This window comes from Pseudoalteromonas sp. KAN5 (genome assembly GCF_022846535.1).
Taxonomy (GTDB): domain Bacteria; phylum Pseudomonadota; class Gammaproteobacteria; order Enterobacterales; family Alteromonadaceae; genus Pseudoalteromonas; species Pseudoalteromonas haloplanktis.
The window spans coordinates 1384579-1407144 of record NZ_AP025589.1 but is presented as its reverse complement, the minus strand read 5'-3'; the positions used below and the strand labels follow the sequence as shown (position 1 = coordinate 1407144).

Here is a 22566-nt window from a genome sequence, read left to right as displayed (position 1 = left end):
AGGCGGAAGTAGTTGTTCTTTATAGCATGGTAAACGTACTTTACAGCGTATTTTTTACCTTTAAACAAAACACGGTCGTTAATACTTGTTTTTAAGTGCGATAGACAGTTGCTGCATGTGGGCATCAAGTTTAGCTTGTGCTGCATTTGCCGTTGCTAAATCGACATAGCTAAAGTTAATACTGTCACCCGGTTTAAGTTGGGCAAAATGATAAAGATCGGCACTAATTACGGTGCCAAGTAATGGGTAGCCACCGGTCGTTTGACCATCATTAAGCAATACAATTGGTTCCCCATTGGGGGGTAACTGGATTGAGCCTGGGCTGACAGGCAAAGACGGTAATGAATGCGAGTGTGTTAATTGATTACTTTGCGTTTGGAGCCTTACGCCCATTCGATTAGATTGCGGGGTTACTTGCCATGTCTTTACGCAAAAATCGTCAAGTACTGATTGCTTAAGTAAGTTTGCGTGTATGCTTGGGTGAATACGAATGACATTACGTTTCGGTGGAGAGAGTGCCCCCAGTTTTGGCCAACTTTGGGAGTAGGGCGTAATACTGAGCGTATCGTTGTCTTTGAGCGCGGCTGCGGTGGCTCCTCCAAAGCCTGCAGCTAAATCGGTCGCACGTGAATTCATTACCTGCTCACAGATTATGCCACCTTTAACCGCTAGGTAAGCTCTAAAGCCATTTCTAGCTGCAGAAAACGTCAATATTTGACCTTGTTTGACTGTATATGTCCAACCAGGGTAAACAGGCGTATCGTCAAGTTTTGCTTTCATATCAGTGCCAATTAAGGCAATAACGGTGTCGCAATTAAATTGTAACTGTGCCAACCCTAACGTTATTTCAATAACGGCATCATTATCATTGTTACCGAGTAAACGGTTTGCTATGGTCATAGCGTAACGATCCACGGCTCCTGATTGAGCAACACCCAAATGGCGAAAGCCAGCACGGCCTTTATCTTGAATCGTCATTAATAAACCGGGTTTTAATACCGTGATCATAAGGCAGACTCCAAACAAACAAATTGCAGTGTATCGCCAGGTTGAATAACACTGGGAGGATTAGCGTGGCAGTTAAATAAAGTAAAATCAGTGTGGCCAATAATATGCCAACCGCCGGGAGAGTCAGCCGGATAGATACCCGTTTGACTAGCCCCGATTGCAACAGAGCCTTTGGTTACATGTGTACGTGGGGTTGCTCTTCGAGGTGTATGTAATTGCTCATTTAACCCATGTAAGTAGACAAAACCAGGTTGAAAGCCTAAGAACAATACTTGATAGTGAGCACTGCTATGTAATTCAATCACTTGTTTTGGTGATAGGCCGTGTGCATCAGCAACAAAATTCAGATCGGGGCCAAAGTCACCACCATAGTGGGTGATTATTTTATGATGTGTACCTTGATGTTGTTGCGGATCAATCTCATCCCACCACTGTGCTAAGGTGGTTTGCCACTTTTCAAGTTCAGCGGGGTTGCTCAAATAAACAGTGAGCGAGTTCATGGCTGGTACAACATCAATAAAGGCATTGGTGTCGTTACAGCGACTCACCAATGCCCAAATTCTTTTTTGGATTATTAAACTGTCGTCATTTAAGTGTGTTGCATCTAAATGCACACTATTGCTACTGAGTATAACAACAGACACGGTGGCGTTTGAATTCATGAGTGACTATTTTTATTAATTCTTAATCATTCCAAACTAGCACACTCAGTATTAAATGTTTACAGCAATGCGATTAGATTTATGGATTTTAAGACTCAAGCCATGACTGTTGACTCTAAGCGGGGAACGCATAAGCAAAACATGTGCTTATGCGTATAAGGTAGCTTAGTTACTTAACTTCATTACTTAATAGCCATTCGCTTAGTAAACGAACACCGTAGCCAGTGCCACCGGCAGAGATTTCATCTTTACCTTTGCTTGCTAACGCATTACCAGCGATATCGATATGTACCCATCGCGTATCCCCAGCAAAATGTTGTAAAAAGCTTGCTGCAGTGGTTGCACCTGGGCCACTTGAACCTAAGTTCTTCAGATCAGCTATTTCAGATGATAAGGTCTCTTTATAACCTAAAGGTAGGCGCCATAAAAGCTCATTGACTTGCTTACCAGCAAAGGTTAATTGTTCAACAAGTTCATCGTCATCAGAAAAAACCGCAGCATAATCATTACCTACAGCTTGAATTTTAGAGCCTGTAAGTGTTGCAACATCTATCATGACTTGTGGCTTGAAATACTCTCTGGCGTACCACATCGCATCACTTAACACCAAACGGCCCTCTGCATCGGTGTTAACAATCTCAACGCTTAAACCTTCCGCTGTACGTACTACATCCCCTGGAGCTACCGCGAACTGCGATACCATGTTGGCAGCCATCCCCATTACAGCCACGACATTTTTATCTGCTTTTGCTAATGCCATTGCTTTGACTGTACCAAGCACCGCTGCAGCACCTGCCATATCTGACTTCATACGTGCAATTGATGCACCTGTTTTTAAACTATAGCCGCCTGAATCAAAAGTGATCCCTTTACCTACTAGTGCAATAGGTGTGTCGTTTGAGCCTTTATAGTGAGCGACCACTAAACGAGCTCCTTGTTGGCTACCACGGCCAACGGCTTCAAGCGCCCCCATACCAAGCTCTTTTAATTGTTTTGGCTCTAAAATGGTGATTTCAACACCGAGCGACTCTAGTTCTTTGGCTGCATTAGCAAAATCTTCAGGAGTCATTTCTGTAGCCACTTCTGATGTAAGGTCGCGTGCTAAAAATACGCCTGCCTGGATGCTTTCAAGTTGTGTGTATTCACGCTTTGTTTGTTTTGCGTTATCAACATCAAAACTATAATTAACTGTCTGAGTATTCGGTTTTTGTTTGTATTTTTCAAAACGGTGATCACGCAAGTTCGCCCCATGGGCAAAGTTAGCTGCTAATTCGCTATTAGTATTTACCCCATTTAATTCATCCATGGCGACTGCGGCAGATACTGTTTTATTAGCAAGTAACTGGGCGTGAATATTGCCACCTAGTTTAGCCATTAATGCTTTATCAAGTTTATCTTGCTCACCTGCACCAACAATCAGTACACGGTTAAAATCACTGTTATGGGGTGCTAATACTTCAACGACACTGGCGTATTTACCATTAAAGTCATTACTATCAATAGCACGTTGTAATTGGTTGTTTAGTGTTTTATTAAGCGATTTAAACTGCTTATTGCTGCCGTCTTGGCTATAAAGCAACACTAATGCATGGGCATTGTTATCTATTTTATTAGTAAAATTAAACTCTGCAGCTAGAGTGTGCGTACTAACAGTAACAGCAAGTGTTAGCGCTGATAAATTGAAAAGCGTTTTCATTGTCAAACCTATATTAAATAAAAGCCTTTTTACCTTATTTAGGTTCGTAGGTTAAGTTGAATTCGGTAAAGCTGCGATATTGAGCGATAAAATAATGCAAATTAATGAAATAATCATTGCAGCTCTAAGGTCTATTAGATTGAAGCTATTTATAGAGTGAGGCAGGGTAATGATGACAGCAAAGAATTGGCTTAAATTAGCTACTTGTAGCGTTTTGTTTAGCGTGGCAAATTATGCGTTTTCGCTTGAAACTGAACAAGCGGGCGATGTTCAAGCAACCATGCATTTAGAAACGATTGTATTAGGCTCTGGTTGCTTTTGGGGAGCTGAAAAACGCTATGAAGCATTAGATGGTGTGATCGATGCAGAATCAGGTTACGCTGATGGTAAAGGGTTCAAAGCAAGCTACCGCAATATTACACAACAATCTCGTCGTTTTGATGAGAATAACTACGCTGAAGTTGTTCAAGTAACCTTCAACAGCACTATTATCAGTGCTGAAGCATTGTTAAAAAATTATTTTGAAAGTCATGATCCAACACAGAAAAATCGCCAAGGAAATGATATCGGTACACAGTATCGTTCAATTATTTTAACAACAACAGCAGAGCAAGCTAATCTAGCCACACAATTAAAAGCGCAGTATCAAACTAAACTAACTGCGGCAGGGTATGGGGATATTAAAACAATCATTAAACCGCTTACTGAATTTTTTCCGGCTGAGGAATACCATCAAGACTATTTGGTGAAAAACCCAAATGGCTATTGCCCCGATCACTCAACTGGCGTGGTGTTTGAAAAACCAACAGAAGAAGCAATTGATAACACGGCATTGCTTACTGGAAAACAGATTGTGGTGATTGATTCTCGTGCGTATTGTCCATACTGCGAGAAATTTAAAAAAGAGGTTAGTAACGATTACAAAGGCAGTATTAATTTAACTTATCGTAAAGCCGACCAACTTGATGGCTTAACAATTAAAACACCGACATGGGCCACACCAACCATTTTATTTTTGGAAGATGGCAAAGAAGTTTATGGTCGTCAGGGGTATGTGCCTGCGGGCGAATTTTATAAAGCTCTGGGGGCGTTCAAGTTAGGGAACAGCGAGGCTTATTCAGTTGCATTTAATGCCAGCACAGATAGCCCATTCTGTAAGCAGTATGATATTTTCAAAAATACCCCTGATGGTATTTTTATCGATAAACTCAGTGGTGTGCCGTTATTTGACACTCGCGATCGCTTTAAATCTGGGACTGGTTGGTTGTCATTCACTCATCCAGTTAAAGACACTGTGACACTGCATGAAGATAATAGCTATGGTATGCAGCGTATTGAAATTAAATCAAAATCTTCTGGTATTCATTTAGGGCATTTATTTCCGGGTGAAGGCCCAAAAGGACAAGATCGCTATTGCATTAATGCAACGGTACTTGAGTTTGTTGCACGCAATCAAAGCTAATAAAAACATTTGAACAGAAAACCCAGCTTAATGCTGGGTTTAATTTATGAGTATTACTTAAGGTGCTTAAAGGTATCAAGTAACCACTTAATAAACAGTTCAAGTGAGGCATTCGTTTCACTTGGCTCATGCTGCACTAAGTAATATTTATCCTTAGTGACTAATGGTTCTTCGGTGAAATTAAACAACCAGCCTTCATCAAACCATGTTTGACTGATAGGCAAGGGGATCAGTGCAATTCCCATCCCCTTGTTGCGCTGCGCGAGCAACACCAAACATACTATCAACCTGGATAATTTGTTTTGGTGAAAAGTCATCTAAACCAGCATGTTCAGCCCATTGATGCCATGCCCAAGGGCGAGCTTTATGCAAAATAAGCGGCACTTGTTGTAATGCTTCAAGTGGATTCTCATGCCATTGTTGCCAGTTTTCTTTGTTACACGCAGGTGAATATTGCAGTGAAAATAATTCGTGCACAACACCTTCAATGGGTTTTGAAGAAGACAACACGATTGATAAATCACTATGGATAGCCAACTCTTTACGGGTTTTCATTGTGTTAAGTTGTAAATTAGTCTTAGGGTGCTCAGTGGTCCACTCGCTGAGTTTGGGCATCAATAATTCACTAGCAAAGAACTCAGGTAAGGTAATGCTGATGGTGACATTTTCTTGCAACTGACTAAATTCAGTGATGGTTTTTTCAAGTGCTTTAATAAGCGGTGACACTGAGTCATAAAAGTTTTTACCCGCAGCGGTTAAATTGATAGAGCGTGTTTGACGTTCAAACAATTCAATACCTAACTGCTCTTCTAGCTGTTTGATTTGGTGACTGACAGCAGACGGCGTAAGATAAAGTAAGTTTGCGGCTTCTTTAAAGCTTAACGTTCTTGCCGCAAAACAAAATGAACGTAATCCTCTAATAGGTGTTTGCATAATCGATGTTAGTAATTCTCAATAACGTTAGTAAAGCAATAACTATCCCAACTTGCAAAGTGTTAGCAAAATTAGTTTGCATTATAGCTATTTTCTGCATCTACAATTAAAAAACAACCAATTTAAGGCTATTTAATTTGTGTGATAGTAGTTCTCAGGTTAATCGTTGTTTTCTCTTTTAGATAACAACAATTCGTTGAGTTCTCCAATTGTAGTACAAATCACAGATATGGGGCACAAAAAAATGCTTTGCTATAATTTGGTGCAGTAAGTTACAGACAAAAAAAATCCCTCTTGCGAGGGATTTTGGGTAACTCAGCGCCATTGGCACTGGGAATGAGGTCGGTACAAGATGAAACTAAGAGATAATTTAAAAAACCATCTCAGGTATTTCACCATCAACAAGCAATTTTCCTGCCGTTTTACTTATTATTTCGTCCACTGATACGCCAGGTGCGCGTTCTAGCAGATGAAATGCGCCGTCTTTTACTTCTAAAACGGCTAAATCCGTTACTATTTTCTTTACACAGTTAACACCAGTTAAGGGTAAAGAGCAACTTTCAAGTAATTTAGAGTCGCCATGCTTACTGGCATGGGTCATTGTAACAATAATATTCTTAGCACCAGCAACAAGGTCCATCGCGCCACCCATGCCTTTGATCAGCTTTTTTGGGATCATCCACGATGCGATGTTTCCGTTCTGGTCAACTTCAAATGCACCTAAGACTGTTAAGTCTACATGACCTCCACGGATCATTGCAAAACTATCTGCACTATTAAATATGGCTGCACCTGTGGCTGCTGTCACGGTTTCTTTACCCGCATTGATCATATCAGCGTCAAGCTCAGCTTTTGTAGGGTATGGCCCCATGCCTAATAAGCCATTTTCAGACTGTAACATAACTTCAATGCCATCAGGTACATAGTTAGCAACTAGGGTAGGAATGCCAATACCGAGGTTTACGTAGTAACCGTCTTGTAGCTCTTGCGCAACACGCATTGCGACTTGTTCACGTGATAATGCCATGATGTTGCTCCTAATCGCTTGTGGTGATGCGTTCAATGCGTTTTTCAAAGCTTCCTTTGATCACGCGATTTACAAAAATACCAGGGGTATGAATTTGGCTTGGTTCAAGTTCACCCGGCTCTACTATTTCTTCAACTTCGGCTACAGTAATTTTACCTGCTGTGGCTGCCATTGGATTGAAGTTCATCGCCGTGTGGCGAAACACTAAATTACCATAGCGGTCTGCTTTCCATGCTTTTACAATTGCAAACTCACCGGTGATTGACTCTTCTAAAATATACGGTCGGCCGTTAAACTCTTTAACTTCTTTACCTTCAGCAACGGGTGTACCGTAACCTGTGGCTGTATAAAACGCAGGAATACCCGCACCACCAGCACGCATTTTTTCAGCTAATGTACCTTGTGGGGTTAGCACAACGTCAATTTCACCATTTAATAACTGCTGTTCAAAAAGGGCATTTTCGCCCACATATGAGGCGATGATTTTTTTAATTTGTTTGTCGTGTAATAAAATCCCTAAGCCAAAATCATCAACACCGCAGTTATTTGATACCACAGTAAGATCTTTTGTTTGTTTACGCTTGATCTCGCTAATTAACCCCTCTGGGATACCGCATAAACCAAAGCCACCAGCGATAATAGTATCGCCATCTTTTAAACCTTCCATTGCAGCTTCATAACTTGAAACCACTTTATCGAAACCGGCCATGGGCCCACTCCTTATAATTATGTGTATAACTGCTGTTATTGTTCAGCAGCTTGATTTTTAAGGGCAAGGGATACCTTGCTTACAGGTTGTTTGTTTAATGCACTACAAATAGCCCAACCAGCCTCAGCCAGTCTTTCTAAATCAATTCCATGCTCAATGCCAAGTCCTTGCAGTAAGTAAACGACATCTTCGGTGGCAACATTTCCTGACGCTCCTTTAGCGTAAGGGCAACCACCAAGGCCTGCAACTGCACTGTCAACCGTTGCTATACCACGCTTTAGCGCAGTGTAAATATTTGTGAGCGCTTGGCCATAGGTGTCGTGAAAATGAACAGCTAACACCGATTTATCAATTTTGCTCAGGAGTAAGTCTAGTAGCTGATCGACCTTTTTGGCAGTGCCTACCCCAATCGTGTCACCAAGGCTAATTTCATAACAGCCCAGTGCTAATAACTTTTCTGTAACAGTGAGCACAGCCTGAGGGTCAATATCTCCTTCGTACGGGCAACCTAGCACGCAGCTTACATAACCTCGCACGCGAATGTTATGCGCTTTGGCAAACGCCATTACATCTTTAAATCGGGCAATACTTTCGTCAATTGAGCAGTTGATGTTTTTTTGGCAAAACGATTCACTGGCTGCGGTGAATATAGCAAATTCTTTAATCCCCACCGCATGTGCTGCTTCTGCCCCTTTTAAATTGGGGGTGAGGGCGGTTAGATTGCAATCAGGCAACTCAAGTGCGCTAATTACCTCATTTGAATCGGCCATTTGTGGCACCCATTTGGGCGAGACAAAGGCACCAGCTTCAATATCTTTGATACCGGCAGCGGCAAGTGCATTAATAAGCGCAATCTTGCTTTGAGTGCTCACTGCGCTTTCGTTTTGTAAGCCATCACGGGCACCCACTTCAACAATGCGAACGTGACTAGGCAATTGATTTGCTGAAGCATTACTCATCAGTGGTGCTCTCTTCATTGACGATTGCTAACAGCGCACCATGACTCACCAGTTCGCCTTCTGCAAAACAGTAGCTTTGCAGTACCCCATCATGGGGGGCGGTGAGAGTGTATTCCATTTTCATCGCTTCGATGATCACCACGGCATCACCTTTAGTAATTTGACTACCTACAGCCACTAAATGCTTAACAACCGTGCCATTGAGTGGAGCTGCAAGTGGCAGTGCATCACTTTCGTGTTCGCTGACATAGTGCTTATCAACAATGTCATAGCGGCTTTGTAGCGCTTTATACATCACTGTAACGGTGTTATCACACGTATCTACGTGGGATGTGTGTTTCTCACCATTTATAAATACACTACAAAGGTTATTTTCAATGTCGCCAGAGGTTGTATAGTCAACTTCATCAAGGTGAATAATAAACCCATCGGCCGTTGCTGTAGCAAGTAGCTGCTGCTCTGCAAAAGGGACTGTGATGGTGGTTGCACTATTTAGTTTAAAACCGGGTAAATTATCCCAGGCTGAGTATTTATTGTGTTGCTTAAGCGATGTTAAATAGCTAAATGCGGCAATAACGTTGCTAATATCACGGTGCTTTTGATCCACTTTGATCAAGGCAGCGCCTTGCTCTTCTATAAAGTGAGTGTCTGGTACGCCTAATTTAAATGCGGGGTGATTAGCAAGGGTATGTAAAAAGCTGACGTTACAGCTAAACCCTGCCAAATGAAACTGTTCAAGTGCCGTGCTTAAACGTGCTAAGGCCTGTTCACGGTTATCATCGTGAACAATGAGTTTTGCAATCATTGGGTCGTAGAATGGGCTAATTTCATCGCCTTGTATAACACCGGTATCAATGCGTACATATTCAGATTGCACGGGAGTATATAAACCGTTAATAGTGCCAGAGCAGGGGATAAAGTCATTACTTGGATCTTCGGCATAAATCCGCGCTTCAAAACTATGACCGTGTAACTGAATATCGCTTTGTACAAGGGGTAATGGCTTACCCGCTGCAATATTGATTTGCCAATTGACTAAATCAACGCCAGTAACCATTTCGGTTACTGGATGCTCTACTTGTAAACGTGTGTTCATTTCCATAAAGAAGAATTCATCGCCGCATAGTAGAAACTCTACAGTACCTGCACCGCGATAGTTAATTGCAAGGGCACAACGTACAGCCGCTTCTCCCATTTCTTTACGTAGTTCATCAGATAAACCAGGCGCAGGCGCTTCTTCAATGACCTTTTGATGACGACGTTGCAACGAACAATCTCGGTCACCTAAATACACACAGTTACCGTGATTATCAGCAAACACTTGTACTTCAACGTGACGAGGTTTGTTTACATAACGCTCAAGTAGCACTAAGTCATTGCCAAAACCTGCAATAGCTTCACGCTGTGCGCCTTGTAGAGCACTTATAAAGTCTTTTGCCTGCTCAACAATACGCATGCCTTTACCGCCACCACCAAAGGCCGCTTTGATAAGCACCGGATAGCCAATCTTTTCAGCTTCAGCCTGTAAGAACACAGGATCTTGTTTATCGCCATAATAACCCGGTACTAAAGGTACATTGGCAGCTGCCATGATCTCTTTGGCCCGTGTTTTTGAGCCCATGGCTTCTATGCTTGCCGCTGGTGGACCAATAAATGCAATGTTGTTTTGTTCACAGGCTTTAGCAAACTCACTGTTTTCAGATAAAAAACCATAGCCTGGGTGAATACAATCAACACCAGCATCAAGTGCCACTTTGAGGATTTTATCAGCCACTAAGTAAGAGTCTTTACTTGGTGCTGCGCCAATATGATAGGCTTCATCGGCTAACTGTACATGTTGAGCGTGTTTATCGGCGTCAGAATAAACCGCGACTGTGGTTAAACCCATTTGCTTGGCAGTGCGCATTACCCGACAGGCAATTTCGCCACGGTTAGCAATAAGAATTTTTTGTAATGATTGTGTGCTCATGGTGATCCCTATTTCTGCCAACTTGGTGGGCGTTTTTCAAAAAAAGCGGATAAGCCTTCTTGGCCTTCTTCTGATACGCGAATTTCTGCAATTCGTTCGGCGGTTAAATTAATAATTTGACCATTAATCTCATGACCTGCTACATCGTTAATTAATTGCTTAGCAGCACGCACGGCTAATGGGCCATTATTAAGTAAATTCTCTAGCAATTGATCAAGGGCGCAATCTAGTTTTCCGGTTACTTGATGAATAAGACCTAACTGTTTTGCCGTATGAGCATCAAAAATTTCCGCGGTTAAAAAATAGCGACGCGCAGCACGCTCGCCAATAGCGCTTATCACATAAGGGCTAATTACTGCGGGTATTAAGCCAAGTTTTACTTCGCTTAAGCAAAACTGCGCGTTGTCTTGGCAAATAGCAATATCGCAACAAGCAATCAAGCCAAGTGCGCCACCAAATGCAGCACCTTGTACAGCACAAATGGTTGGTAATGGACTCGTCGCTAGCACATGCATTAGTTTGGCAAGTTGCTTTGAATCGGCGAGGTTTTCGCTAAAATCATTATCTGCCATGGATTTCATCCAGTTCAGATCAGCCCCTGCAGAAAAGTGCTCACCTTCAGTTTTTAGAACTAAAGCACGTACATCTAAGCTGTTGGCATGTTCAATACATTGAATAAGTTCATGAATCACTTGCTCGTTAAAAGCATTGCGTTTTTCAGGGCGACTTAACAGGAGTACAGCCACATTTGATTTAGTTATTTGTAGTGTTACTGACATACTCACTTCCTTACATTCTAAAGACGCCGAATTGCGAATCACGTTGTGGCGCGTTAGCTGCAGCACTTAGTGCTAAGCCTAGTACGTTGCGGGTATCAGCAGGGTCGATGATGCCATCATCCCACAGCCTTGCGCTGGCGTAATAAGGGTGACCTTGTTGCTCATACTGGTCAATAATAGGCTGTTTAAACTCACTGATTTGCTCATCAGTCATGGTTTGACCTTTACGGGCTAAACCATCTTGTTTTACTTGTGCCATTACGCCTGCAGCTTGCTCGCCGCCCATCACTGAAATACGGGCGTTAGGCCACATCCACATCATGGTAGGTTCAAACGCACGGCCACACATGCCGTAGTTGCCAGCGCCATAAGAGCCGCCGATCAGTACTGTAAACTTAGGCACATCCGCACACGATACTGCCATTACCATTTTCGCACCGTGTTTAGCAATTCCCTCGGCTTCATACTTTTTACCCACCATAAAACCGGTGATGTTTTGTAAAAATACCAGTGGAATTTTACGCTGCGCGCATAGTTGAATAAAGTGCGCGCCTTTTTGCGCAGACTCACTAAATAAAATCCCGTTATTGGCTACAATGCCCACAGGGTGACCATAAATTTTAGCAAAACCTGTCACTAAGGTGTCGCCAAAGTAACGCTTAAACTCATCAAACGATGAATCGTCCACAGTGCGGGCAATAACTTCACGCACATCAAACGGCTTTTTAAGATCAGTGCCGACAATGCCGTATAATTCGTTTATGTCGTAACGCGGTGCTTTTACAGGTTCTTGATCAAGTATTGGTGAAGTAGGGCGTTGGTAATTAATTCGTTCAATGCATTGGCGGGCAATTGATAGTGCGTGTGCGTCATTCTCTGCATAGTGATCAGCCACACCGGATGTTTTACAGTGCACGTCGGCACCACCGAGCTCTTCAGCTGTCACTTCTTCGCCAGTTGCCGCTTTTACCAGCGGTGGGCCCGCTAAAAAGATAGTGCCTTGCTCTTTGACGATAATGCTTTCATCGGCCATTGCAGGCACGTATGCACCGCCTGCGGTACATAACCCCATAACCACGGCAATTTGTGGGATGCTTTTACCTGACATACGCGCTTGGTTATAAAAAATACGACCGAAATGCAATTTGTCTGGAAACACATCGTCTTGCTCTGGTAGGTTTGCGCCACCTGAGTCAACCAAATAAATACAGGGCAGGTGACAACGTTCGGCGATATCTTGCGCGCGTAAATGCTTTTTAACGGTTAGCGGGAAGTAAGTACCGCCCTTAACTGTCGCGTCATTGGCGATGATCATACACTCAACGCCTTTAACACGACCAATACCAGCCACTACACCGGCACATGGAATAGCTTGCTCATAAACGCCAAAGGCAGCAAATTGCGAAATCTCTAAAAATGGTGAGCCTTCGTCAAGTAAAGTACTAATGCGCTCACGAACGAACATTTTACCACGGCTTTGATGGCGCTCGATTAACGCTGCCCCACCACCTTGGCTGATTTCATTTACTTTGCTGCGTAAATCATCAACTAAACTCGCCATGTTTTCATGATTTTGTAAAAACTGTGGATCGTTTGGATTAACGCTTGATTTTAAAATTGTCATAGCGCTTATCCTTAACGGCTTTCAGTAAATAGTTCACGACCAATGAGCATACGGCGAATTTCAGAGGTGCCGGCGCCAATCTCATACAGCTTAGCATCACGTAGCAGGCGACCTGTTGCGTATTCATTGATATAGCCATTACCACCGAGAATTTGAATCGCATCCAGTGCCATTTTAGTTGCCAGCTCCGCCGCATATAAAATCGCGCCAGCGGCATCTTTACGGGTGGTTTCACCACGGTCACAGGCTTTGGCTACGGTATACACGTATGAACGCGCCGCATTCATTTGTGTGTACATATCGGCCACTTTGCCTTGAATAAGCTGAAACTGGCCAATCGGGGTATCAAACTGCTTACGTTCATGAATGTACGGCACAACAATGTCCATACAGGCTTGCATAATACCCAGTGGGCCCGCCGCAAGTACGACACGCTCGTAATCAAGGCCACTCATTAATACTTTTACGCCTTCGTTTAAGTTACCAAGAATATTTTCTTCAGGTACTTCACAGTTCTCAAACACTAATTCACAGGTGTTTGAGCCACGCATCCCGAGTTTATCGAGCTTTTGAGCGGTTGAAAAACCAGGGAAGTTGCTCTCAACAATAAACGCAGTAATACCTTTAGCACCGGCCGTTAAATCAGTTTTTGCATAGATCACAAAGGTATGGGCGTCAGGACCATTGGTGATCCACATTTTATTACCATTAAGAATGTACTTATCGCCTTTTTTCTCTGCTTTGAGTTTCATTGACACAACATCAGAGCCGGCGTTTGGCTCACTCATTGCAAGGGCACCAATGTGCTCACCAGTAATTAGCTTGGGTAAGTATTTTTCTTTTTGTGCTTGTGTGCCATTGCGGTTAATTTGATTCACACAGAGGTTTGAATGAGCACCATAACTTAAACCAATTGAGGCACTCGCACGGCTAATTTCTTCCATCGCGATAACATGCTCTAAATAACCTAAACCCGCCCCGCCTAATTCTTCAGGTACGGTCATCCCTAATACACCCATCTCGCCTAACTGGGGCCATAGTTGATTAGGAAACGCATTATCAAGGTCGGTTTTCTCTGCTAAAGGGGCAATCTCCTGGCTGGCAAAGCTATTAACATGATCGCGGATCATATCTGCGGTTTCGCCAAGGCCAAAGTTCATTTCTTTATATAGTGAAATAGTGCTCATGATTCATTCCTGTGTGAGAGACTGTTAATGAATAGTCTTTTATAAATTGTTTAGGGTTTATTCATCTAATTGATTTAAGGTATCGCGACAACGACGCTCAGCGGTTACCAGCTCCATCAAGACAACTTTAATGTCATCCATTTGTTGGCTGAGGTCGGCTTTTTTTTTCTGAGATCAAGTCCAGCATAGTCACTAACTGCTTCGCGCTCGATTTATCAGCATCATACAGTTCAAACAAACGGCCGGTTTCAGCTAAGGTAAACCCTAAGCGTTTACCACGTAAGATTAGCTTTAAACGTACTTTGTCACGTTTTGAATAAATACGGGTTTGGCCATTACGCTCAGGTGAAATTAAGCCCTGATCTTCATAAAAGCGAATTGAGCGGGTAGTAATGTCAAATTCTTTAGCTAGTTCGCTGATGCTAAAGGTTTGCTCGTGGCTGGCAGGCTCAGCGGCTGAGCTGGCAAAGTTTGTTTGATTATCTTGATTCATAGTCTAGTTACCTCATTCGAATAACTCCAATATAAGTGAAGTTTACGTAAAGGTAAAGTGGATAATAGAACTTATACTTTAGACTTATACATTTGTGGTATAAAACAACAAGCTTACCCGTATTTACAGGTGTAGAGGCCTAGTGTGTGCAAATAGCTACGCTAAAATAAAGATAAGTTTACAGTTTTACTTACCGCAAAAATCTTGATTTTAGATTTACGTTGGCGTAAACGTAAATATTATGTATGCTCATAGACAAATCAAATTATAAATGACTTGGTGTAGCCCGAACAGTTGTGATTACACCTGATAATAAATGGAGCCTTTTTATGACTAGTGAAGCCGTTGTTATTGTAGCAGCAAAACGTACCCCGATGGGCGGTTTTATGGGATCCCTCAGTGATGCATCTGCTACTGAGTTGGGTGCAACCGCCATTGCCAGTGCAATAGCCGATATTGGTTTAAGTGATACTGCGATTGATGAAGTGATCATGGGCTGTGTATTACCAGCGGGTTTAGGTCAAGCACCTGCGCGCCAAGCCATGTTAAAAGCTGGACTTGCTAGTTCAACCGGCGCAACAACAATTAATAAAGTGTGTGGCTCAGGCTTGAAAGCGACGATGCTTGCACACGACTTAATTAAAGCGGGTTCAATTAATAGCGCGGTTGCGGGTGGCATGGAAAGCATGACTAATTCGCCGTACTTTATCCCAAAAGCACGCGGTGGCATGCGCATGGGGCACGGTGAAATAAAAGATCACATGATGAGCGATGGCCTAGAAGACGCGTACGATAACAAAGCCATGGGCTGTTTTGCACAAGATACTGCTGATGAATATGGGATTGGTCGTGAGCAAATGGATACGTTTGCGCTGAGCTCGTTAAGTAAAGCCAATGCGGCGATTGAAAACGGCAGTTTTACCAACGAGATTGCGCCACACACAATCAGTGGCCGTAAAGGCGACGTTACTATCAGCATTGATGAACAACCGGGTAATGCTCGTCCTGAAAAAATACCGAGCCTGCGCGCCGCTTTCAAAAAAGACGGCACTATTACTGCTGCAAATTCATCGTCAATCTCTGACGGTGGCGCTGCACTTATCTTGATGAGCGAATCACATGCAAAAGCCCAAGGGCTGACCCCACTGTGTCGTATTGTTGCCCACAGCACCCATTCGCAAAAACCAAGTGAGTTTACGCTTGCTCCGGTAGGCGCTATGAATAGCTTACTTGCTAAAGCGGGCTGGACAACGAATGACGTTGACCTGTGGGAAATTAACGAAGCCTTTGCCATGGTCACTATGCTTGCAATCAACGAGTTAAAGCTTGATGAAAGCAAAGTAAACGTTAATGGCGGTGCGTGTGCATTGGGTCACCCTATTGGTGCCAGCGGTGCGCGTATTTTAGTGACGCTTATTCACGCGCTTAAAAATCGCGGCCTTAAAAAAGGCGTAGCATCATTATGTATTGGTGGCGGTGAAGCGGTTGCCCTAGCAGTAGAAGCACTCTAGTTTTTTAGAAAACAAATTTAAACTCTCACAGCCGCAGGCTCTTTTAACAATAACTACTGCGGCTTAATTAATTACCCTCTGGGGAGGAGTGCGTTATGCACCAAGTACCATTACTTATCAACGGTGAATTTGTTCAATCAACATCAGCTCAACTGATTGACGTTATCAATCCTGCAAACCAAGAAGTGCTTGCACAAGTACCATGTGCAACAGACGCAGAAATGGATGCCGCGATCGCATCAGCTAAAGAGACCTTTAAAACATGGAAAGACGTACCAATCACTGAGCGTGCGCGCATTATGATGAAGTACGCGGCACTTTTAAAAGAACATCATGATGAACTTGCCACCATTATTTGCCACGAATTAGGCAAAACATTTGAAGATGCCAAAGGCGATGTGTGGCGTGGTATTGAAGTCGTTGAACAAGCGGCTAATGCACCGTCATTAATGATGGGTGAGACAATGGAAAACGTGGCGCGTAAAATCGACACTTACTCATACATGCAGCCACTGGGGGTGTGTGCGGGCATCACGCCGTTTAACTTCCCAGCGATGATCCCATTGTGGATGTTCCCACTGGCGATTGTATGTGGCAACACCTTTATTTTAAAACCGTCAGAGCAAGACCCATTAACGCCAATGCGTTTGGCTGAGCTTTTCATTGAGGCCGGTGCACCAGCGGGCGTGCTGCAAGTTGTGCATGGTACTAAAGCACAAGTTGATCGGTTATTAGAAGAACCTGCAGTACGTGCAATTTCGTTTGTTGGCTCTTGTGGTGTAGGTGAATACATCTACTCTAAAGGCACCGCAAATTTAAAACGTGTGCAAGCTTGTGTTGGTGCAAAAAATCACATGGTGATCATGCCTGATGCTAGTCGCTCGCACGTTGTTAATAACCTTGTTGGTGCGTCTGTTGGTGCGGCAGGCCAGCGTTGTATGGGTATTTCAGTCGCGGTATTTGTAGGCCAAGCGAAAGACTGGGTTGACGATATTAAAGCCGGTTTTGCTAATGTACGCCCAGGTGTATGGGATGACAAAGAGGCTGCATACGGCCCACAAACATCACCGGCTGCCAAAGCACGTATTCTTTCATTAATTGAAAGCGGTAAAGCACAAGGCGCAACATGCTTGATTGATGGCTCGGACTTTACCGTTGCAGGTTATGAAAAGGGTAACTGGGTTGGACCAACCCTGTTTAGCGATGTAACCACCGACATGGATTTATACAAAGAAGAGATCTTTGGTCCAGTACTGGCGTGTATGTTTGTTGATTCTCTGGATGAAGCAATCGCACTGATCAATGAGTCACCTTATGGTAATGGAACATCATTATTTACCTCAAGCGGTGCAGCTGCCCGTAAATTCCAACACGAAATCGAAGTCGGTCAAGTAGGTATTAACGTACCAATCCCTGTACCACTGCCATTTTTCTCATTTACTGGTTGGAAAGGTTCGTTCTACGGGGATACGCACACTTACGGTAAGCAAGGCATTCGTTTTTATACAGAAACCAAAACCATTACCTCACGTTGGTTTGAAGACGATATTGCCTCAGGCCCTAATATGAGCATCAACCTTAAGTAATTAATTTAAACTAACTCCACATAATAAAAAAGAGGGGCGCGAAGGCGATTTCACACACAATATCATTGCCTTCGCTGCTCTTCACGAATATCTAAATTGACAACATATTTTATAAAGAGGTCGCCAATGGACTTTAATTTAACAGAAGATCAGCAAGCATTTGCAGATACGGCGCGCCAATTTGCGCAGTCAGAACTTGCTCCTCATGCCGCCAAATGGGACCGTGAACATATTTTCCCAAAAGAGACTATCAAAGCCGCAGGCGAACTTGGTTTTTGCGGTTTATACACCCCAGAGGAAGCCGGTGGATTAGGCTTATCGCGTTTAGATTCAAGCATTATTTTTGAACAACTTGCGATGGGCTGTACTGCAACTACTGCAATGTTGACCATTCATAATATGGCCACCTGGATGATCGCAAGCTTTGGCACTGAGCAAACTAAAGCGCAGTATTGTGAACAATTAGTGATGGGCGAGTTATTAGCCTCTTATTGTTTGACAGAGCCAGGCTCCGGCTCTGATGCTGCATCACTAAAAACCAAAGCTGTGCTTGACGGCGATGAGTACGTGATCAACGGCTCAAAAATGTTTATCTCGGGTGCCGGTGAAACAGAAGTGCTAGTGGTTATGGCACGTACTGGCGGCGAAGGCGCAGCGGGTATTTCAGCGTTTGTTGTACCGGCTGATGCTAAAGGCGTTGAATACGGCAAAGCTGAAGAGAAAATGGGCTGGAATGCACAACCTACGCGCTTAATTAGTTTTGAAGATGTGCGAATTCCTGCGCACAACTTACTAGGTGCTGAGGGCGAAGGCTTTAAATTTGCCATGCAAGGCTTAGATGGCGGGCGAATAAATATCGCTACCTGTTCAATTGGTACGGCGCAAGCGGCGCTTGAAACGGCCCGCGAATATTTAAAGGAGCGTACGCAGTTTGGTAAGCCTCTGGCTGCTTTTCAGGCGCTGCAATTTAAAATTGCTGATATGAATACTGAGCTGGTGGCAGCACGACAAATGGTGCGATTAGCTGCGTTTAAACTTGACTCTGGTGACAGTGAAAAAACCACTTATTGCGCCATGGCAAAACGTTTTGCCACTGATGTTGGCTTTACAGTCTGTAACGACGCACTGCAAATTCATGGTGGTTACGGCTACATTAAAGAATACCCACTTGAGCGCCATGTTCGAGATGTGCGCGTACACCAAATCTTAGAAGGCACTAACGAAATTATGCGTGTGATCATTGCACGTCGTATTTTAGCCGAATCAGCCGCTGATATTTTATAAGGAGCACGTCATGTCAAACCCAAGTATTGATTTAACCATTGAAGGTCATGTAGCTATTTTAACTATGTCTAACCCGCCAGCAAATACCTGGACTAAAGACACGTTAATTGCATTAAAAACTACCGTTAATGAGCTTAACGATAATAAAAATATCTATTCGTTAGTGATCACCGGCGAAGGCGACAAGTTTTTTAGTGCCGGTGCCGACTTAAATGTATTTGCTGATGGCGATAAAGGTGTTGCCGCGACCATGTCGCAAGTGTTTGGTGAAGCGTTTGAAGCACTGACTGCTTTTAGAGGCGTATCAATTGCGGCAATTAATGGTTATGCCATGGGTGGCGGCTTAGAAGTCGCTTTAGCGTGCGATATTCGTATTGCTGAAGAACAAGCCCAAATGGCACTACCTGAAGCAAAAGTGGGTTTATTACCCTGTGCTGGTGGCACACAAAACCTTGCATGGTTAGTAGGTGAAGGCTGGGCAAAACGGATGATCTTATGCGGTGAACGCCTAAAAGCTGATAAAGCCCTGCTAATCGGCTTAGTTGAAGAAGTCGTTGCACAAGGTGAAAGTTTTGCCGCCGCACTTAAGCTGGCTAATCAAGTGGCCGATCAAAGTCCTGTTGCAGTATCTGCATGTAAATCATTAATTCAAAAAGGCCGTACTCAGCCAATGGCACATGTATTACCCCTTGAGCGTGAATTATTTGTTGGCTTATTTGATTCTGAGGACCAACGTGAAGGCGTCAATGCCTTCTTAGAAAAACGCAAAGCAAATTGGGTGAACGGCTAATGGTTGAACTAACACAATTAAATTCGCCTGATGCGCCAGTGGTGTTTGAAACCGCGGCCGCTGCAAACGGCTCATTAATTGGTTTTGCCACCCTTAATGCGCCAAAGTCATTAAACGCACTGAATTTTGCCATGATCAAACTATTAGAGCCTCAGTTGTTAGCATGGGCTGAAGATAGCAACATTGCTATGGTCATTATCAAAGGTGCAGGAGAGAAAGCATTTTGCGCCGGTGGTGATGTGGTCAGCCTGCACACAGCCATGAAAAGTGGTGAGCCTGCTAATCTAATCGAAGACTTTTTTACCCAAGAGTATCGCCTTGATCATTTAATCCATTGTTACGACAAGCCGATCTTGGTGTGGGGTAACGGTATTGTGATGGGCGGTGGACTTGGTTTAATGGCCGGTGCGAGTCATCGCGTTGTCACCGAAACATCGCGTATTGCTATGCCTGAGCTGACCATTGGCTTATACCCTGATGTAGGCGGGAGCTACTTTTTACACAAAATGCCTGAGCAGGTTGGCTTGTTTTTAGGGCTAACCGCAGCGTCTATTAATTGCGACGATGCGATGTTTGTATCGCTGGCGGATCATTTTGTTAAAGCTGATAAGTACGACAGTATGATTGAGCAACTTATCGCTATCAAGTGGGGAAAAACGGCTGCGTTAAATCACGATAAACTCACTTCATTATTAACCGAGCTTGATAACATTTCTGGGCGCATGCCAAAAGGCAATGTAAAAGCGAATTTAGCGACAATTCAACAACTCGGTGAGTTTACTGATTTAAAAGATAAAGTTAATTACATTCTAAACCTAGACACTGATGACGTTTGGCTTACACGAGCACAAAAATCATTAAAGCATGGTTGCCCATTAAGTTGTGCTTTAGTTGAGCGCCAGCTTGCTAACTCACAAGGCAAAAGCCTTGGCGAGTGTTTCCAAATGGAACTCGGGATGTCTGTACGCTGTGGTGAAGTAGGCGAATTCCAAGAGGGGGTAAGAGCGTTGTTAATTGATAAAGATGGCGCGCCTAACTGGCAGTTCAAATCAATAGCAGCACTGCCTGAAGAGCTAATAGAGAGCTTTTTCACACTGCGATGGACTGCTGATACGCATCCATTAAAACAACTCACACAAGGATAAGGTTATGTCACTTTCAATTGGTTTTATCGGTTTAGGTAATATGGGTGGCCCTATGGCTGCCAATCTGGTAAAAGCGGGTCATCAAGTCAAAGTGTTTGATTTAAACCAGTCGGTCGTAAATGACTTGGCCAGTAACGGCGCACTAGCAGCGACAGATGCTAAACACTGTGCCACCGACATTGATGTGTTGATCAGCATGTTACCTGCTAGTAAGCATGTTAAATCGCTTTATTTAGGTGATACTGGCCTTATTCATGTATTGGCTAAAAATACACTGGTTATTGATTGTTCTACGATAGATGCTGCATCCGCGCGTGAAGTGGGTGCTGAACTTGGTGAACAAGGCATTGCTTTTGTTGATGCGCCGGTATCGGGTGGGGTTGCAGGGGCAACTGCGGGTACATTGACCTTTATTGTCGGTGGCGACGATGCCCACTTTAGTCAAGCGCAGCATGTGCTTGCAGATATGGGCAAAAATATTTTTCATGCTGGAGCAATTGGTGCAGGGCAAGTCGCAAAAATCTGTAATAACATGCTACTGAGCATTTTAATGGCAGGCACCAGTGAAGCAATTCAAATGGGTATTAATAATGGCCTAGATGCAAAAGTGCTGAGCGATATAATGACAGCAAGCTCGGGCCGTAACTGGACGCTTGAACTCTATAACCCATGCCCTGGTGTTATGGAAACAGCCCCTGCCAGCAATAATTATAAGCCAGGTTTTATGGTTGATTTAATGGCTAAAGATTTAGGTTTGGCAATGGAAGCCGCGCAGCAAAGTAACTCAGCAACCCCAATGGGCTCAATGGCGAAAAACCTTTATACCATGCTGCAACATCAAGGTGCGGGTAGCGACGATTTTAGCGCCATTTTTAAACTATTCTCGAAGGAGTAACAGGTGGAAATTAAAAATAATACCGTGGTGATCACAGGCGGTGCACAAGGCCTAGGCTTTGCAATGGCGCATAAATTTGCGTCGCTTGGTGCTGATCTGGCGTTAATTGATATGCAGCAAGATTTATTAGATGCGGCAGTTGCAGAGCTTAGTCAGCAAGGCACTACGGTTAAAGCCTATGTGGCGAACGTCACTGATGAACAAGCTATGGTCGATACTTTTAATACCATTAACACAGACTTTGGTCACATTGGCGTGTTAATTAATAATGCCGGAATTTTACGTGATGGCATGTTTATCAAAGCCAAAGAAGGTAAAGTCGTTGCTAAAATGGCCCTAGATCAATTTAAATCTGTGATTGATGTGAACCTAACAGGCGTATTTTTAGCGGGCCGAGAAGCAGCATCCCATATGATTGAATCGGGCAAAGGCGGCGTAATTGTCAATATGTCGAGCGTTGCGCGGGCGGGGAATATTGGCCAAACCAATTATGCAGCTTCTAAAGCGGGTGTGGTTGCTATGACCACAGGTTGGGCAAAAGAGCTTGGCCGTTTCGGTATTCGTGTAGGTGCTATTGCACCGGGCGTTATCCGCACTAATATGACCGACGCCATGAAGCCAGAAGCTAAGCAGCGTATGCTCGCAGTCACCCCAGTAGGCCGCTTTGGCGAAGCTGATGAAATTGCGCATACTGCTCAGTATATTATCGAAAATGACTTTTTCACTGGTCGCGTGGTTGAGATTGACGGCGGTATTCGTTTGTAGCCGCATTTTTTGAATATTAAAAATTAAAACGGTAAGCCAAGGCTTGCCGTTTTTTATTTTTAAATGTTTAATTAGTCAACAA

The 22566-nt window shown here is 43.6% G+C and carries 18 protein-coding genes and 2 pseudogenes; 8 read left to right on the top strand and 12 right to left on the bottom strand.

The genetic code is table 11. The features are described from left to right. Window positions 1-78 precede the first annotated feature (78 nt). The 3 genes from KAN5_RS06175 to KAN5_RS06165 all read right to left on the bottom strand — a co-directional run bounded on the left by KAN5_RS06175 (window position 79) and on the right by KAN5_RS06165 (window position 3366). Window positions 79-1008 carry a biotin-dependent carboxyltransferase family protein gene (locus tag KAN5_RS06175; RefSeq protein WP_016709678.1) on the bottom strand — a complete coding sequence of 310 codons (930 nt, stop codon included), beginning with the start codon at window positions 1006-1008 and terminating at the stop codon, window positions 79-81. Further along, window positions 1005-1670: a 5-oxoprolinase subunit PxpB gene (pxpB, locus tag KAN5_RS06170; RefSeq protein ID WP_016709679.1), complete on the bottom strand. Its 666-nt coding sequence runs from the start codon at window positions 1668-1670 to the stop codon at window positions 1005-1007. Before pxpB ends, KAN5_RS06175 begins: the two co-directional genes overlap by 4 nt. Before the next feature lie 169 nt (window positions 1671-1839). Next, on the bottom strand, window positions 1840-3366 hold the full coding sequence (locus KAN5_RS06165; protein WP_016709680.1) for a leucyl aminopeptidase: 1527 nt from the start codon (window positions 3364-3366) through the stop codon (window positions 1840-1842). Between the two features lie 172 nt (window positions 3367-3538). Here KAN5_RS06165 and msrA point away from each other — a divergent pair, with 172 nt between their 5' ends. After that, window positions 3539-4828 (top strand): peptide-methionine (S)-S-oxide reductase MsrA, encoded by a 1290-nt coding sequence (gene msrA / locus KAN5_RS06160; protein WP_029216216.1) that lies wholly within the window; start codon window positions 3539-3541, stop codon window positions 4826-4828. A 53-nt stretch (window positions 4829-4881) separates the two neighbouring features. Here msrA and KAN5_RS06155 read toward each other — a convergent pair. The 9 genes and pseudogenes from KAN5_RS06155 to KAN5_RS06115 all read right to left on the bottom strand — a co-directional run bounded on the left by KAN5_RS06155 (window position 4882) and on the right by KAN5_RS06115 (window position 14508). Beyond that, a pseudogene (locus tag KAN5_RS06155) lies at window positions 4882-5761 on the bottom strand (LysR family transcriptional regulator). 370 nt (window positions 5762-6131) lie between these two features. Continuing rightward, window positions 6132-6788 carry a CoA transferase subunit B gene (locus KAN5_RS06150; protein ID WP_016709683.1) on the bottom strand — a complete coding sequence of 219 codons (657 nt, stop codon included), beginning with the start codon at window positions 6786-6788 and terminating at the stop codon, window positions 6132-6134. Between the two features lie 10 nt (window positions 6789-6798). Next, entirely contained in the window at window positions 6799-7497 is a 699-nt protein-coding gene (locus KAN5_RS06145; protein ID WP_016709684.1) for a CoA transferase subunit A, read from the bottom strand. A 35-nt stretch (window positions 7498-7532) separates the two neighbouring features. Next, window positions 7533-8474, bottom strand: coding sequence for a hydroxymethylglutaryl-CoA lyase (locus KAN5_RS06140; RefSeq protein ID WP_244390749.1), 942 nt, complete (start codon window positions 8472-8474; stop codon window positions 7533-7535). Further along, window positions 8449-10425, bottom strand: coding sequence for an acetyl/propionyl/methylcrotonyl-CoA carboxylase subunit alpha (locus KAN5_RS06135; protein ID WP_244390748.1), 1977 nt, complete (start codon window positions 10423-10425; stop codon window positions 8449-8451). Before KAN5_RS06135 ends, KAN5_RS06140 begins: the two co-directional genes overlap by 26 nt. 8 nt (window positions 10426-10433) lie before the next feature. After that, complete coding sequence (locus KAN5_RS06130; protein WP_138555391.1) at window positions 10434-11204, bottom strand: enoyl-CoA hydratase/isomerase family protein; 771 nt, start codon at window positions 11202-11204, stop codon at window positions 10434-10436. A 10-nt stretch (window positions 11205-11214) separates the two neighbouring features. Further along, complete coding sequence (locus KAN5_RS06125) at window positions 11215-12828, bottom strand: carboxyl transferase domain-containing protein (protein ID WP_244390747.1); 1614 nt, start codon at window positions 12826-12828, stop codon at window positions 11215-11217. An 11-nt stretch (window positions 12829-12839) separates the two neighbouring features. Beyond that, on the bottom strand, window positions 12840-14015 hold the full coding sequence (locus KAN5_RS06120; protein WP_244390746.1) for an isovaleryl-CoA dehydrogenase: 1176 nt from the start codon (window positions 14013-14015) through the stop codon (window positions 12840-12842). Between the two features lie 57 nt (window positions 14016-14072). Then, window positions 14073-14508 (bottom strand): annotated as a pseudogene (locus KAN5_RS06115) (MerR family DNA-binding transcriptional regulator). 329 nt (window positions 14509-14837) lie between these two features. On the opposite strand from KAN5_RS06115, the gene KAN5_RS06110 reads away from it, so the two are divergent. The 7 genes from KAN5_RS06110 to KAN5_RS06080 all read left to right on the top strand — a co-directional run bounded on the left by KAN5_RS06110 (window position 14838) and on the right by KAN5_RS06080 (window position 22484). After that, complete coding sequence (locus tag KAN5_RS06110) at window positions 14838-16019, top strand: acetyl-CoA C-acyltransferase (protein WP_244390745.1); 1182 nt, start codon at window positions 14838-14840, stop codon at window positions 16017-16019. A gap of 95 nt (window positions 16020-16114) precedes the next feature. Continuing rightward, on the top strand, window positions 16115-17605 hold the full coding sequence (locus KAN5_RS06105; protein ID WP_138555394.1) for a CoA-acylating methylmalonate-semialdehyde dehydrogenase: 1491 nt from the start codon (window positions 16115-16117) through the stop codon (window positions 17603-17605). 126 nt (window positions 17606-17731) lie between these two features. Continuing rightward, on the top strand, window positions 17732-18889 hold the full coding sequence (locus KAN5_RS06100; protein ID WP_244390744.1) for an acyl-CoA dehydrogenase family protein: 1158 nt from the start codon (window positions 17732-17734) through the stop codon (window positions 18887-18889). Window positions 18890-18899: 10 nt separating this feature from the next. After that, entirely contained in the window at window positions 18900-19679 is a 780-nt protein-coding gene (locus KAN5_RS06095; RefSeq protein WP_244390743.1) for an enoyl-CoA hydratase, read from the top strand. Further along, window positions 19679-20824, top strand: a complete 1146-nt coding sequence (locus tag KAN5_RS06090; protein ID WP_138555395.1) for an enoyl-CoA hydratase/isomerase family protein — start codon at window positions 19679-19681, stop codon at window positions 20822-20824. Before KAN5_RS06095 ends, KAN5_RS06090 begins: the two co-directional genes overlap by 1 nt. A gap of 4 nt (window positions 20825-20828) precedes the next feature. Further along, entirely contained in the window at window positions 20829-21719 is an 891-nt protein-coding gene (mmsB, locus tag KAN5_RS06085) for a 3-hydroxyisobutyrate dehydrogenase (RefSeq protein WP_016709696.1), read from the top strand. 3 nt (window positions 21720-21722) lie between these two features. After that, the gene (locus KAN5_RS06080) at window positions 21723-22484 is read left to right on the top strand and encodes an SDR family oxidoreductase (RefSeq protein WP_016709697.1); all 762 of its coding nucleotides are present in this window, start codon (window positions 21723-21725) and stop codon (window positions 22482-22484) included. Window positions 22485-22566 lie beyond the last annotated feature (82 nt).